Annotated in this window: 13 protein-coding genes; 5 read left to right on the top strand and 8 right to left on the bottom strand. The window is 52.0% G+C overall.

All coding sequences use genetic code 11. The features are described 5' to 3' along the window. Positions 1 to 33: 33 nt before the first annotated feature. The 4 genes from EYZ66_RS03045 to dksA are packed head-to-tail and all read right to left on the bottom strand — an operon-like array spanning position 34 to position 4,509. Positions 34 to 2,994 (bottom strand): ATP-binding protein, encoded by a 2,961-nt coding sequence (locus tag EYZ66_RS03045; protein WP_009576192.1) that lies wholly within the window; start codon positions 2,992 to 2,994, stop codon positions 34 to 36. Further along, complete coding sequence (locus EYZ66_RS03050; RefSeq protein ID WP_009576191.1) at positions 2,984 to 3,160, bottom strand: hypothetical protein; 177 nt, start codon at positions 3,158 to 3,160, stop codon at positions 2,984 to 2,986. Before EYZ66_RS03050 ends, EYZ66_RS03045 begins: the two co-directional genes overlap by 11 nt. A gap of 41 nt (positions 3,161 to 3,201) precedes the next feature. Continuing rightward, on the bottom strand, positions 3,202 to 4,071 hold the full coding sequence (gluQRS, locus tag EYZ66_RS03055) for a tRNA glutamyl-Q(34) synthetase GluQRS (protein WP_009576190.1): 870 nt from the start codon (positions 4,069 to 4,071) through the stop codon (positions 3,202 to 3,204). A 6-nt stretch (positions 4,072 to 4,077) separates the two neighbouring features. Continuing rightward, positions 4,078 to 4,509, bottom strand: coding sequence for an RNA polymerase-binding protein DksA (gene dksA, locus EYZ66_RS03060; protein ID WP_009576189.1), 432 nt, complete (start codon positions 4,507 to 4,509; stop codon positions 4,078 to 4,080). Between the two features lie 101 nt (positions 4,510 to 4,610). Between dksA and EYZ66_RS03065 the strand changes: the two genes are divergently transcribed. Beyond that, a complete protein-coding gene (locus EYZ66_RS03065) occupies positions 4,611 to 5,399 on the top strand; it encodes a M15 family metallopeptidase (RefSeq protein ID WP_009576188.1) in 789 nt (262 codons plus the stop codon). 2 nt (positions 5,400 to 5,401) lie between these two features. Here the strand turns inward: EYZ66_RS03065 and ppa are convergent, their stop codons facing one another. Together ppa and EYZ66_RS03075 are read right to left on the bottom strand one after the other, a co-directional pair. Beyond that, on the bottom strand, positions 5,402 to 5,941 hold the full coding sequence (ppa, locus tag EYZ66_RS03070) for an inorganic diphosphatase (protein ID WP_009576187.1): 540 nt from the start codon (positions 5,939 to 5,941) through the stop codon (positions 5,402 to 5,404). Between the two features lie 87 nt (positions 5,942 to 6,028). After that, positions 6,029 to 7,291 carry a 6-phosphofructokinase gene (locus EYZ66_RS03075; RefSeq protein ID WP_009576186.1) on the bottom strand — a complete coding sequence of 421 codons (1,263 nt, stop codon included), beginning with the start codon at positions 7,289 to 7,291 and terminating at the stop codon, positions 6,029 to 6,031. Between the two features lie 149 nt (positions 7,292 to 7,440). Here EYZ66_RS03075 and mpl point away from each other — a divergent pair, with 149 nt between their 5' ends. Genes mpl through EYZ66_RS03095 form a run of 4 tightly spaced genes read left to right on the top strand, consistent with a single transcriptional unit; the run spans position 7,441 to position 12,325 of the window. Beyond that, positions 7,441 to 8,799, top strand: coding sequence for a UDP-N-acetylmuramate:L-alanyl-gamma-D-glutamyl-meso-diaminopimelate ligase (gene mpl / locus EYZ66_RS03080; RefSeq protein ID WP_009576185.1), 1,359 nt, complete (start codon positions 7,441 to 7,443; stop codon positions 8,797 to 8,799). Further along, positions 8,792 to 11,473, top strand: a complete 2,682-nt coding sequence (locus EYZ66_RS03085) for an efflux RND transporter permease subunit (RefSeq protein ID WP_009576184.1) — start codon at positions 8,792 to 8,794, stop codon at positions 11,471 to 11,473. Before mpl ends, EYZ66_RS03085 begins: the two co-directional genes overlap by 8 nt. After that, positions 11,460 to 11,723, top strand: a complete 264-nt coding sequence (locus EYZ66_RS03090; RefSeq protein WP_040816824.1) for a hypothetical protein — start codon at positions 11,460 to 11,462, stop codon at positions 11,721 to 11,723. Before EYZ66_RS03085 ends, EYZ66_RS03090 begins: the two co-directional genes overlap by 14 nt. A 2-nt stretch (positions 11,724 to 11,725) precedes the next feature. Continuing rightward, a complete protein-coding gene (locus tag EYZ66_RS03095; RefSeq protein ID WP_009576182.1) occupies positions 11,726 to 12,325 on the top strand; it encodes an LON peptidase substrate-binding domain-containing protein in 600 nt (199 codons plus the stop codon). Positions 12,326 to 12,328: 3 nt separating this feature from the next. Here EYZ66_RS03095 and rnt read toward each other — a convergent pair whose 3' ends face one another. Beyond that, on the bottom strand, positions 12,329 to 12,964 hold the full coding sequence (gene rnt, locus EYZ66_RS03100; RefSeq protein WP_009576181.1) for a ribonuclease T: 636 nt from the start codon (positions 12,962 to 12,964) through the stop codon (positions 12,329 to 12,331). Continuing rightward, entirely contained in the window at positions 12,961 to 14,004 is a 1,044-nt protein-coding gene (pyrC, locus tag EYZ66_RS03105) for a dihydroorotase (protein ID WP_009576180.1), read from the bottom strand. The genes rnt and pyrC overlap by 4 nt, the downstream gene beginning before the upstream one ends. Positions 14,005 to 14,009 lie beyond the last annotated feature (5 nt).

The raw sequence follows: 14,009 nt of genomic DNA on the forward strand, positions 1-14,009 counted from the left end.
GAATCCTTGATTGTAATACCGCTGACGAATACCTCAAGCGTCATTATAACGCCCTTCGTTCAAAGTAAGTAAAAAACGTGTGCCAGAGGACTCTTCAGGAGAGCATGTTGAGCGGACATCAACTTCTCCCTCCATTTCTTCCATCATGGTGAACACCAGTGCCAAACCAAGCCCGGTACCTGCACCGGGGTCTTTGGTTGTAAAGAAGGGTTCGAAAATTCGCTCTATCTCATGCTCGGGAATGCCCACGCCGTCATCCTCGACCATAATTTCTACGCGGCCATTCTTTTTGATTCGAGCGCTTGTGGTAATTTTGCCATCGATGTCGCAGGCGTCACGCGCGTTGGAATATAAATTAATAAAAATTTGTAACAGTTTTTGCGGATCCGCAATGACCAAGATCTCGCGATCACATTCGTTAATAAACGATACGTGCTTCGTACCGGGGTCAAGTAGGAGCAGATTGGCGGCTTCGTCAGCACAATCTGCGACATTACAAGGTGCCAAACGGTTGTCACTGCTCACATCACCTGCGTGCGAGAAGCGCACAAGTGATTCGACAATTCGACTGATTCGCTGAGTTTGTTTCAAGATATCGCTGGCCGTCTCGTCAATTTCGGCTTTCGATTCAGCATACGCCAAGTTTTGGGCTAAGCAGGCGATACCTGTTACTGGGTTGCCTACTTCGTGTGCGACCCCAGCGGCTAAGCGCCCGATCGAGGCGAGACGTTCGTTGTGCATGAGTTCGTGTTCTAGTTGCACGTACTCGGTAATGTCCTCTACTACTATTACGCGGTCGCGAGCGGTCAGGGCGTTATCCAATATCGGTGATTTGTGTAAACTTACCCAGCGCGATTGCTTGTTGGGCATTTGCACTTTTTGGCGCACGACCTGGTCGGTGTCCTGGGCACTGAACTGGGTCAGAATTCGTCCCCATGGCTCACTCACTTCGGTGATTAAAGAGCCTAATACATCGTCTGCTGGGATGCGGGTGATAAACTCCATGCTCTCGTTCCACATGAGTATCTCGCCGTCGCTGCCTAAGGAGCACACCCCAATTGGCAGGGTGTTCAGTGTTTCTCGGTAGTGGTGTCTCAGGTTGTTAAGATCAGCGGCCAGACCAGTAAATTGAAGCTGAGCGCGATCTAACTGTAACTCGATCAGGTTGATGTCTTCGCTACCATCATCAGCGGCGGCGGAGTAGGGCAAGTAGCGGCTGACCATAGAGTGGGCCACCGAGGGGCCAAGTAAGCCTGATAGATTAGCTTCAAGGCGGGCACGCAATCGCCGCAGCGCATACGGTCGCGACTCGTCTTGTTCGAGTTGCAGCTCTCGCATAGCGCGATTAACTTCTGCTCGGGCCGTGTCTTCCCCCAACCCTGCGGCTAGGTTCACGATAAATTCTTGGGCGCTTCGTAAATTTAAAGACTGCCTGGCGGGACGGTTTAGGTCGTCCATCGAGCAAATTTCGGCTGCGATTTTCTCTTCGCGGGTGGTGGGCAAAATCATGGATAATGACAGAAAAATCAAAATATTCACCGCCAAGGACACGGTGGTAGTGATAGTTGTATCTAAGCCTGTTGATTCAAACCAATCGGGATCGACAACGGACTGTCCTAAAATCAGAGGCGCAAGCAGTAGTAAGCCCCAGATAAATAATCCGGCGCTTAATCCACCAAGCAAGCCAATCCGATTGGCGCTAGGCCAGTAGAGAGAGGCGATTACGCCCGGTAAAAATTGTGCGGTACCCACAAAAGCGATGAGCCCCAGCTGCGCGAGGGTCTCACGGTGGGAAATCACTAAAAATGAGGCAAAGCCTGCGAGTATCAGCAGGGCGATTAAAAGGCGTCGAATCCAGATCAACTGCCGGTAAATGCCATGTTCGGTGTCCATGGGGATAATACTTAAAGGCAGCACAAGGTGCTTGAGACACATATTTGACAGGGCCAAGGTCGACACAATTAAGGTGGCGCTGGCAGCGGACAAGGTTGCAACAAAAGACAGCATAAGAATCGCGGGAGATTGCGATTGAATGCCTATTCCCAGCGCGGCGTACTCGGGTGCCAAAGGCTGATTTGTTGCCAAGCTAGCCCAGGCAATCGGTAGCACCGGAAGGCTTAGCGCCAACAAAAACAGAGGCAAGGCCCACGATGCAGTGCGCAATTCCTCTACCTTTGGATTTTCCGCAAAGATCATATGAAAAATATGTGGCATGCACACGGTGCTCGCGAAGAACAGCATCAGCGCGGTGCGGGTAGAGGCATCGGTATCTGCTCGAATGGAGGGTATCAATATTTCTCGGTTGGCCGCGAACCAAGCGTCAAAAGCGCCAAAGTCGCCAAAAACTTGCCAAACGATAAGAACGCCGGCGAGCGAGAAGGCCAGCAACTTCATAATGGATTCGAAGGCTATCGCTGTCACTAAGCCTGTGTTTCTGACTTTTGATAGGGGATTACGAGTGCCAAATAGAATGGCGAAAATAATGACGATCAAGCAGAACAAAAAAGCCAATCCGTCGTGTCGCTCGGACTCGAGGGTAACGTCGGGGGCGCCCGAGGCAATAATATGAATACTGTCGGCGACGGCTTGAATTTGAAGCGCGAAAAAAGGCAGTAAGGCCAAACACATGGCGATGGTAATGCCGGCACCGACAAACTCGCTTCGGAATCGAAAGGTGAGTAAATCCGCGAGTGAACTCAGCTGATAAATACGGCACAAGCGCAGAACCGGAAATAAAATTAAGGCGCTTGCCATAAAGGCGAGGGTCGCGCCCAAAAAATACGTGAGAGCACCATAGCCCTCCCAGTGCGCTAGCTCTACCGCGCCATTGGTCGCCATAGCCCCAGCAAATACCCCCAGCGACAAGATATAGACAGCGGGGTGTTCGGTGATACGTTTTGAAATCCAACCTTTTTCGGCAGCATGAGCGACCCCAAACAACAAGGTCAAATAGCCAATAATTGCGACCAGCGCCTGGCCCAAACTAAAGCTCATCAGAAGACCTTTCAAGTTGCAGCAGATAACTCACAATGACGAGTGCCGCCGCAAATACGTGAGGGCGATACCAAGCTGCATCGGCTTCGAATAGCCAGTTCGATAGCGATGGGAAAAATAGAAACAGCAGGCCAAAAATTAAGAAAAGGCCCCGGGTACCTTGCATGCATTAAGTCCGCAAAAGTTTAAGTTTATGACACTTTGGCCCTATTGTAACCGAGGCGGCGGAAGGTGCCAGTTTTGCAGGGCGCATTCAAGTAGCGCTGCAGGACAACTTGGCGTCTTACACGAGCTTGTATCCAATCTCAGGTGCTCCATTGCTCGCTGCAAATTCGAGAGTGCTAGGGTGTTATCGAGACCCTCAGCGCCAGTTTGCTTGCTGAGTTTCTTGCCCTCATTGGTTAGGACAACAGGGATATGCGCATAGCTTGGCACCGTTTGATCCAGCAGGTGGTATAGCGCGACTTGTCGATGCGTTTCGTGCAGCAGGTCGTCGCCTCGAACTATATCTGTGATATTGGCGTGGATGTCATCGACCACTACCGCGAGCAGGTACGCCGGCAAATCGTCGCGACGCCAGATAATGGCATTGTCAAAGGTGCGTTTGGGTGCAGTGATTGCGCCGTTAATTCGATCGACAAAATCTAAATTGGTCGTCGGGAGCGTCACGCGCAGATTATTCCCTTGTGCTGCGAGGTCGCGCCGTTTGCAGTCACTGATGCAGCGGCCTAATGAGTCTTGTTGGCGTCGGGGGCATTGACAATAAAAAGCGTGGCCGGTGTTCAGTAGCTCGCGACAGACGGCGCGGTATCGATCCCAGTTGTTGTGTTGCCAGACCGTGGTGTGGCTACTTTCCAAGCCGTGCGCTGCAAGGCAGTCCAGTATGCCCAGGGCCGCACCCTCGACTTCTCTGGGTGGGTCGATATCTTCCAGACGTAAAAGCCAGTCACCTTGGTGGTGCAAGGCATCCAAATAACTCGCTAGCGCAGTAGTCAGCGACCCCAGATGAAGTGGGCCTGTGGGTGAGGGCGCAAACCGACCCCGGTAGCGAGCTACAGGTGGGGTCGTTTTCGTCACGGGCGTTTAGCCTCGCTCTTGCTTCTCTTTGATTTCGGCCAGCGTTTTGCAGTCAATGCACAACTCTGCCGTGGGTCGGGCTTCGAGACGCTTAATACCGATCTCAACGCCACAGGCATCGCAAAAACCGTAATCGTCCTGCTCGATTCGCTCAATGGTCTGATCGATCTTGCGAATCAATTTGCGCTCGCGGTCCCGAGTCCGCAGTTCCAGGCTGAATTCCTCTTCTTGCGTTGCACGATCCGCGGGATCGGGGAAATTGGCCGCTTCATCTTTCATGTGTGATACCGTGCGGTCGACTTCCTGCATCAATTCAGAACGCCAGTTCTGCAGCATCGCCTTGAAGTGGGCGCGTTGCTCGTCACTCATGTACTCTTCGCCTTTTTTGGGCACGTACGGAGTGAAGTTTTTAAAGTTTGTGTCGTTACTTGGAGCCATGTTCAGAGTCCACATAGTTCAATTAAAAACTGTCGTTTCGCCAGGACTGGGACCGGTACCACGAAGCCCCCGTCTGAGCGGGCGCTGAAACTACCAGATAAATGCCAAATGAGCTAGTATTTGATGAGGTTTTTGCGGCGAATAGGCCAGAATTTGTGAAAAACAGTGGGTTAAATTCGTTTTCCGCCGAGACGGCTCTGATTTTTGGCCTGTCGCAAGAGCATATGATTGCGCGCAACGGGGTGCAACTTCAGCTCGACGCTCTAAATGCGCTCGACGGTTTAATTGCTGACGCCGCTCAATCAGGATTGGATTTGGCTGTGGCCAGCAGCTATCGCTCGTTCGAGCGACAAGCCCTTATTTTTAACGGTAAGCTTCGCGGTGAGCGCGCTGTATTGGACGATAACGATTGCGTATTAGATCGTGACCAATACAGCGACGCTGAATGGCTCCAAGCCATCTTACGTTTTTCGGCACTACCCGGCACTTCACGGCATCACTGGGGTACCGATCTCGATGTGTTTGATCGCTCGTCTTTACGTGGCGATTTGCAGCTTACCGTTAGCGAGTCGCAGACTCTTTTTGCTGATCTGCACGTTTGGCTGGATGAGCGTATGGCAAAAGATAAAAGCTGCGGTTTTTTCAGACCATATGGCGTCGACCGAGGAGGCGTTTCCCCCGAACCTTGGCACTTAAGTTATGCGCCTTTAGCTACCGTATATGAAAACGCGCTGGTGCCAAATTTGTGGCGCGATGTGTTAGCTGAGTTGGGCGATGTGCTTGATGAGCTCAATGTAATTGATCGTCATCTTGAAAAGATCTTTGAGCGGTTTGTGGCAGTGCCGAAGGGGTGGTGCCCCGACCATTATCGATCGGGGCTGACAAGCTAGGCCTAGTGACGTTCTTCTTCGTCGAACTTTGCAACTGCTTTGAGAATGGCATCGCGAGCGTCTTGCGCTGTACCCCAGCCATCAACTTTTACCCACTTACCCGATTCTAAATCTTTGTAGTGCTCAAAAAAGTGTTTGATCTGGTTGATCAAAAGCGGCGGTAAATCGGTCACTTCTTTGACATCTTTGTAGACGGGTGTGAGCTTGTCTACTGGGACAGCGATCAGTTTCGCGTCGTGGCCGGCTTCGTCGCTCATTTGCAGAATGCCCACGGGGCGACAGCGAATGACGCTACCTGGTACAACGGCATGAGGGGTCTGTACCAATACGTCTAGTGGGTCACCGTCATCCGCTAGCGTGTTGGGGATGTAGCCATAATTGCAAGGGTAGAACATGGCGGCTGACATAAAGCGATCAACCATGATTGCACCGCTGTCATGATCGACTTCGTATTTTACTGGGTCGCTGTGCGCGGGAATTTCGATGATAACGTTGACATCATCAGGGATATTTTTTCCTGGTGGGATTAGACTTAAGCTCATCTCTTGGGTCCTTGTTGAATCACGGGCTAGTTTTCGCGCGCGAAGTGTAGCAAAAAGACCGTGTTTTAGCACGGCCCGTATCTGTGGTTAATTCACATCAAAGCTGCGTTGGGTCTTGGGCGCGACGAGCTGCCCTACGATGCGTGTATAACTGGGTAAGCCATTTCGATACGGCGGATAACTCTCGCCTGCGATTAGAGGCTCTAGATAGTCGCGCGCGGCTTGAGTAATACCAAAGCCATCGTCCGAAATAAATTCTCGAGGCATGAATTTTTCGACATTGGCGACTTGGTTTAGCGGCGCTTCCGTAATGTGCCATGCATACTCGGGGCCAGGTAGGCGTGTAATCGCGGGCATGACCGAATTTTTGCCGGCTAAGGCAAATTCTACCGCGGCTTTACCCACGGCATACGCTTGCTCGACATCAACAGCCGATGCGATGTGGCGTGCCGAACGCTGCAGGTAATCCGCCACCGCCCAATGATGTTTATAGCCAAGTTTTGATTTAATGAGCTCGGCAAGTGTTGGGGCTAAGCCACCTAGCTGCTTGTGGCCAAAAACGTCGGTGGCACCCGAATCCGCCAGAAAGTCACCGTTGGCGTAACGCGCGCCTTCGGAAGCGACAATCACGCAGTAGCCGCACTGCTTTACGCTGGTGTCCACTTTGTCTAAAAATGCCTCTTCGTTGAAGGCCACCTCAGGGAACAAAATAATGTGCGGTGGTTCCTCGCTTGTCTTGCCGGCTAAGCCTCCGGCTGCGGCAATCCAGCCCGCGTGTCGCCCCATGGTCTCCAGAATAAAAATTTTGGTCGACGAAGCGCACATCGAGACGATATCCAGCGAGGCTTCCATGGTTGCAATGGCTATGTATTTGGCGACCGAACCAAATCCAGGGCAGTTGTCGGTGATAGGTAGATCGTTATCGACAGTTTTGGGGATGTGCACGGCGTGAATCGGGTAGCCCATGCTTTGACTCAATTCCGATACTTTTAAGCAGGTATCGGCTGAGTCGCCGCCGCCGTTGTAAAAAAAGTAGCCGATGTTGTGAGCTTTAAAGACCTCGATTAAGCGTTCGTATTCGGCACGATTGTCTTGCAGGCTCTTGAGTTTATAGCGACATGAGCCGAAGGCACCGCCTGGAGTGTGCTTAAGCGCTGCAATGGTCTCGGAGGACTCGAGCGAGGTGTCGATAAGCTCTTCTTTTAACGCGCCGATAATGCCGTTTTTGCCCGCGAAGACCGTGCCAATTTTGTCGCTGTGGGCGCGTGCAGTTTCGATGACGCCGCAGGCTGATGCATTGATGACCGCTGTCACGCCGCCAGATTGCGCGTAGAAAGCATTTTTGAGCATTGAGAATCCCCTTGTTTTGATGGCGCGTATGATACCGTGTTTGTCGGTGCGATGAACCGCACAATTGGGCGGAGTCGACTTTTTTACAATGTCTCTGCGGCGAGTCTTGTTACCGTGATAAACTGCCGTCCTTCAAGCGGGAGTTAGGCGTGAGCAAACACATCCACATTTTGGGTATCTGCGGGACTTTTATGGGCGGTCTGGCGCTTATCGCGCGCCAAATGGGCTATCGGGTGTCGGGCAGCGACGCCAACGTTTATCCCCCCATGAGTACTCAACTCGAGGCTTCAGGGATAGAACTTCACGAGGGGTATGACGAAACCATTCTCGATCTTAAGCCCGACCTGGTGATTGTCGGTAACGCCATGAGTCGCGGCGTCCCCGTTGTTGAAGCTTTGTTAAACAGCAATATTCCCTACACGTCGGGGCCGCAGTGGTTGGGCGAAAATTTGCTTAGAGATCGCTGGGTTTTGGCGGTTTCGGGCACACACGGTAAAACTACCACCTCGAGCCTGTTGGCCTGGATGCTTGAAGAGGCCGGTTTGCAGCCCGGTTTTTTAATCGGCGGAGTAACCGCTAATTTCGGCGTCTCGGCGCGCCTTGGGCAAGACCCGTTCTTTGTCATTGAGGCCGATGAGTACGATACGGCATTCTTTGATAAGCGCTCGAAGTTTTTACACTACCACCCGCGCACCTTGATTTTGAACAACCTTGAATTTGACCACGCTGATATCTTTGATTCGCTTGAAGATATTCAACGACAGTTTCATCATTTACTCAGGGTGGTGCCCAGCTTAGGTCAGGTGATCTACCCAGTCGGCGTGGCGGCGATTGATGACGTGCTCGCGCGCGGCCTTTGGGCGCAATCAGAAACTTTTGGCGCAGACGCTTCGGCGCAGTGGCAGTATCAGTGGCGTAATCAGGGTCGCGGCGACTTCAGGATCACGCAGGGTAATAACGAGTGGGAAGGCAGTACACCACTCAGTGGCGATTACAACCTCAGTAACGCGCTAGCTGCTATTATTGCCGCTCGTCATGTTGGAGTGAGTCCCGAGCATTCCATTGCCGCCTTAGCCACTTTTAAAAACACCAAACGGCGGCAGGAGCTCATTGCTGAGGTGGGTGGTATTCAAGTGATCGATGATTTTGCGCACCACCCGACGGCCATTCGGTTGACCTTGGAAGGTTTAAAAGCTTCGCATCACAATTCGCGACTGGTGTTAATTATTGAACCTAGATCCAACACCATGCGTATGGGTGTGCACGCAAATGCACTGGCCGATGCCACCCGGCCGGCCGACCAATGCTACTGGTTGCGCGCTAAAAATATGGGGTTTGATTTAACCAGCGATTTGGTCGGCGGACAGGTCTTTGACGATGTCGACCAACTGGTGGCCAAACTGGTACCCGAACTTGCGCCCACTGACGTGGTCGTATGTATGAGCAATGGCGATTTTCAGGGTTTTAAAGACAAGCTAGTACAAGCGCTAAAGGATACCTATGAGTGAAGGTGTAAATACCAAAAAGAGAACAGCTTATCGGCGCTGGGTGATCGACAAGCCTTGGATGGTGTTGGCCGTAATTGCAGTACTTACGGCTTGGGCGATTTCTGTCATACCCAAAACCACCTTGGATGCTTCCGCCGATTCTTTGCTGCTGCAGGGGGACCCTTCGTTGGCAGACTTTAGGGACGTCTCGGAGCGTTACGGTGCGGCCGAATTTTTGCTGTTGACCTGGCAGCCCGAGGGCGAGCTGCTGAGCGATGAGAGTCTTGTGCCATTGGCTGCGATGGCGGACGAGCTGCGGGCCCTACCCGGTGTTTTATCGGTAGTGACGGCTCTTGATGTCCCCTTGGTCGAAAGCCCCAGAAAGAGCCTGAGTGATGTGCTGGGTGACGACCCATTGCCCACGCTTTCTGACCCCTCCACTGATCGGGCTTTGGCGATTGAAGAGCTGAAAAATAGCGTGATCTATTCCGAGCTGTTAGCCAGTAAAGATGGCACCTTAAGCGCGGTACAAGTCAATTTAGAGCCTTTTACTGCCTACGATCAAGCTCTGAAAATTCGCGAAGATTTGCGTGCTGTGCAAGTCGAGCGAAGCTTAAGCGAAGTCGAGCTGGCGCAACTCAAAGAAGCGGAATTAGCGGTGAAGGCAGCTTCGGCACAAGCGATGGCGCAACGCAGCGAACTGGTTGCATCGGTTCGCTTGATTGCGGATCGTTATCGCCAGCATGCGAATATTTTTGTGGGTGGTGTGCCCATGATCGCCTCGGATATGGTGGCCTTCGTACGCAGCGATTTGGTCGTATTCGGTGCCGCTATTGTCGGCGTCATGATGTTGGTGCTGGCCATCGTGTTCCAACGTGCGCGCTGGGTTGCGATACCGGTCGTGACCTGTATCGTTACCGTGGCGGTAGTTCTGGGGATTTTGGCGGCTATAGACTGGCGCATGACGGTGATATCTTCTAACTTCGTCGCCGTGTTGCTGATTATTTCATTGTCGATCGCCATTCATTTGGTGGTGCGCTATCGCGAAATGCATCAGCACAACCCGAACATGCTAGATGCTGATCGCATTGAAGCAGCTATGGCGGCCATGGCCGTACCTTGTGTCTACACTGGTCTTACGACGATTGTCGCGTTCTTGTCGTTGCTGGTATCGCGCATTCAGCCGGTGATCGATTTTGGCTCAATGATGTCTTTGGGTATCGTGTTAGCTTTGATCTTTGCGTTCACTATTGTTCCCGCCATGATGCGAGTGTGGCCTTCGGGAAAACCCTTGGTCCATCATGCGGATGAGCAACCTTTTACTCGGCACTTCGCTCGCTGGGTGGACGAACGCGGTGGCACTATACTTACTGTCACAGCTGTTCTAGTGATGGCCGTTGCCCTTGGTGTTAGTCAGCTTAAGGTGGAAAACCGCTTTATTGATTACTTTAAACAGTCGACCGAAATTTACCAGGGTATGGAGCTGTTGGATGCCGAGCTTGGTGGCACCATCGGTTTGGATATCACCATCGCTGCTCCAGAGGAAGTCGATTTGTTCGGTGAGTTGGGCCTTGATGGTGATACAGAAACGGAAGTAAGCGATTTTGCTGCAGATGATCCGTTTTTGGAGGACGACCCCTTTGCTGAGTCGGCACAGGATGATCCCTTTGCTGCTGACGAAGATCTGTTCGCCTCGCAAGATGACGTGTTTGCCGATGATGATCCTTTTGCTGAAGACGATATATTTGGTGACTCATCCGAGACTACTCGAGCCCAAGAGCCTGGGTTTACCCCCAGTTATTGGTTTAGCTTGCAAGGCCGACAAGAAATTGCTGCGGTGCAAGATTATTTGCAGAACCGCACCGAAGTCGGCAAGGTTATGTCGTTGGATACCTTGTTCAGTACAGTTGAAGTATTACTGAACGGTCCTTTGGGGAGTGTTGAATTAGCCCTGGTTCAGCGCAGTATGCCGGCCGATATCGCTGATTTGCTGCAAACGCCTTACTTCGATGCCGAGCGCAATGAGGCTCGGGTAAGTTTGCGCGTTAAAGAAACGAGCAAAACCCTTCGTCGCGACGCTTTTTTAAAGCAAGTTAAGCACGATTTGGTCACTGAACTGGGTATTGAGGAAGAGCGCATTACCATGTCTGGCATGTTGGTGCTGTACAACAACGTGCTGCAAAGTCTTTTTGCGTCCCAGATTATGACCTTAGGCGCTGTTTTCGGCGTAATTCTAGTGATGTTTTATCTGTTGTTCCGCTCATTAAGTTTAGCTTTGCTAGCTCTGGCCCCTAACGTGTTGGCGGCGGGTTTGGTATTGGGTGTTATGGGCCTGGCTGGTATTCCTCTAGATATTATGACGATCACCATTGCGGCAATTGTGGTGGGGATTGGTGTGGACGACTGCATACACTATGTACATCGCTTTATGCATGAATTTGAAGTGGATGGCGACTACACTGCGGCCATGCATCGTTGTCATTTGAGCATTGGGCGAGCCATGTATTACACGACCCTGACGGTTGTGATTGGGTTCTCGATGTTGGTGTTGTCCAATTTTAAACCCAGCATTTATTTTGGTGCTTTAACTGTAGCTGCCATGGTCGCGGCGGTATTGGGCGCGTTATTGCTGTTACCGCGACTGATTGTATTGCTTAAGCCCCTGGGCCCTGAAAACAACCATGCAGTGTCGTGAACGTTGTGCCGCCTGCTGTTGGGTGCCACATATTCAGCAACCCTATTATGGTATGCCCAATGGCAAAGCAGCGGGCGAGCGCTGCGTGCATTTAATGAATGACGACCGTTGTGCTTTGTTCGGTGATCCAAGGCGGCCCAAATGGTGTAATGATTTTAAAGCCGAGCCCGAGTTTTGTGGTTCGAGTAAAGAAGAAGCCATGCACATTTTAACTTGGCTTAACGAAGAGTCTGATCCAACAAAGGTGTAAGCATGCAGTCTGACTACCCCCTCTTCCCTTTGCCTACAACCTTGCTCCCTTATGGCAAGATGCCCTTGCAGATCTTCGAGCAGCGGTATCTAAAACTGGTTAAGCAATGCATGCGCGAAGGGTCGACCTTTGGTGTGATTCAGTTAGTGAAGGGCAGCGAGGTCATGAAAGATGGCAGGCGTGTTCCACCCATCGTTGCAGAGCGCGGCACGGTAGCGCAAATTGTGGACTGGGATCAGTTACCGAATGGTTTACTGGGCATTACTTTGCAGGGTCAGAATACCTTTACCGCCTCGAACCTGCGTGTCGCAGAAGATGGCTTGGTATTGTGTGATGCAGAGTTTGAGTCGGAGCTTACGCCTTCCCCGTTACTTGATACCTGGGAGGGATTAGCCGAAGTTCTAGAATCACTCGAGACACATCCCCACGTAGAGCGTTTGCAGTTGAACGTTGACTATCGCGATGCGTGGCAGGTGGGTTACCACTTGCTGCAGTTGTTACCCCTGGATGAATCTTTAAAGCTGTCGTTACTTGCGCCGGATTCTTTAGAACGTCTGATGACGACCTTAGATCAAGAACTGACGCAATTGTCGGGCGAATAAGCCTTAAAGATTGGCGTCAAAGCCACCGCATTGTCGCCAGATATTCACAATATTGCAAAACAAATGAGCGGTGCGGTCGGCATCGTAGGCCGCTGAGTGCGCCGCTTTGTTATCAAACTCGATGCCCGCTTGTAAACAGGCTTTTGCTAATACGGTTTGTCCGAACGCGAGACCTGCCAAAGTGGCGGTGTCAAAGTACGAGAATGGGTGAAAGGGGTTGCGTTTTAAACCCGTGCGCTCAACGGCGGCGTTAATAAACCCTGCGTCGAAATGAGCGTTGTGCCCCACCAAGACGGCGCGCGTGCAGTTAGTGCTTTTGATTTCTTTGCGGATGGCTTTAAAAATGCTTTCTAGAGCATCGGCTTCTGATAGCGCCTCGCGAAAGGGGTGGTATGGGTCAATCCCCGTAAATTCAAGAGCGGAGGCTTCGAGGTTGGCGCCCTCAAAGGGCACGACATTGTGGTGCACTGTCTCGTGAACATAGAGTTCGCCGTCAGGCTCCATACGCACGATGGTGGCGGCAACTTCCAACAATGCATCGGTTTGGGCGTTAAAGCCTCCGGTTTCGACATCAATGATTACTGGCAAGAAGCCCCGAAAGCGCTGCTTGATTTCGCAAAGCTCTTCGTCGGCGCTCACTGGGGATCCTTAAGTACGCTCCAAGCAATTTCGCCACCGGCGCGCATGGGTATTAGTTGACTGTCGGCCATAGCAAGGCTCGCGGGTACGCTTTGAGGTTGTTTAATCAGCGTGATTGTATCGCTATTAGCTTCAAGGCCATAAAACCTTGGGCCGAATACAGAAGCGAAGTTCTCGAGTTTATCCAACGCGCCAGCTTGTTCGAAGGCTTCAGCGTAAAGTTCGATCGAGGCGTGTGCCGTGTATACCCCGGCGCAACCGCAGGCGGCCTCTTTGGCCCCCTGTAAGTGAGGTGCTGAGTCTGTGCCCAAAAAGAAACTGGGATCGCCGGAAGTTGCGGCGTTGATGAGCGCTTCTTGGTGCGTCCGCCGTTTAAGTATGGGCAGGCAGTAGTGGTGTGGGCGAACACCTCCTACCAGTAAATCGTTGCGGTTAAGCAGTAAATGGTGTGCGGTAATCGTAGCGCCGACATGAGCGGGAGACTCAGCTACAAACTGCGCAGCTTGAGCCGTGGTGATGTGCTCGAACACGATTCTCAAAGTCGGGAAACGTTCAGTGATGGGCACCATGTGTTGTTCGATGAAAACCGCTTCGCGATCGAAGATGTCGACCTCAGATTCGGTAACTTCACCATGGACGAGCAGAGGTAAGCCAACTTCTTCCATAACCGCCAGAACAGGATAAAGGCCGCTCAAATCGCCGACGCCGGCGTCTGAATTGGTGGTGGCTCCGGCGGGATATAGCTTAGCACCATAAACAAAGGGTGATGCTTTAGCCTCATGAATATCTTCGGGGCGTGTTTGATCGGTTAAATACAACACCATTAACGGGTCAAATTGTCGGGCGCTGGGCATGGCGGCAAGAATGCGCTCGCGGTAGGCCTCTGCGGCACCTACGGTAGTAATGGGTGGTGTCAGGTTCGGCATGACGATAGCACGGCCCATGACTTGTGCCATGTCTCCAACGGTACGGGGAAGTGACGATCCATCGCGCAGGTGCACGTGCCAATCGTCGGGTCGAATAAGCGTTAAGGATTGCACAGGTA

Source organism: Aequoribacter fuscus, from assembly GCF_009910365.1.
Lineage (GTDB): Bacteria > Pseudomonadota > Gammaproteobacteria > Pseudomonadales > Halieaceae > Aequoribacter > Aequoribacter fuscus.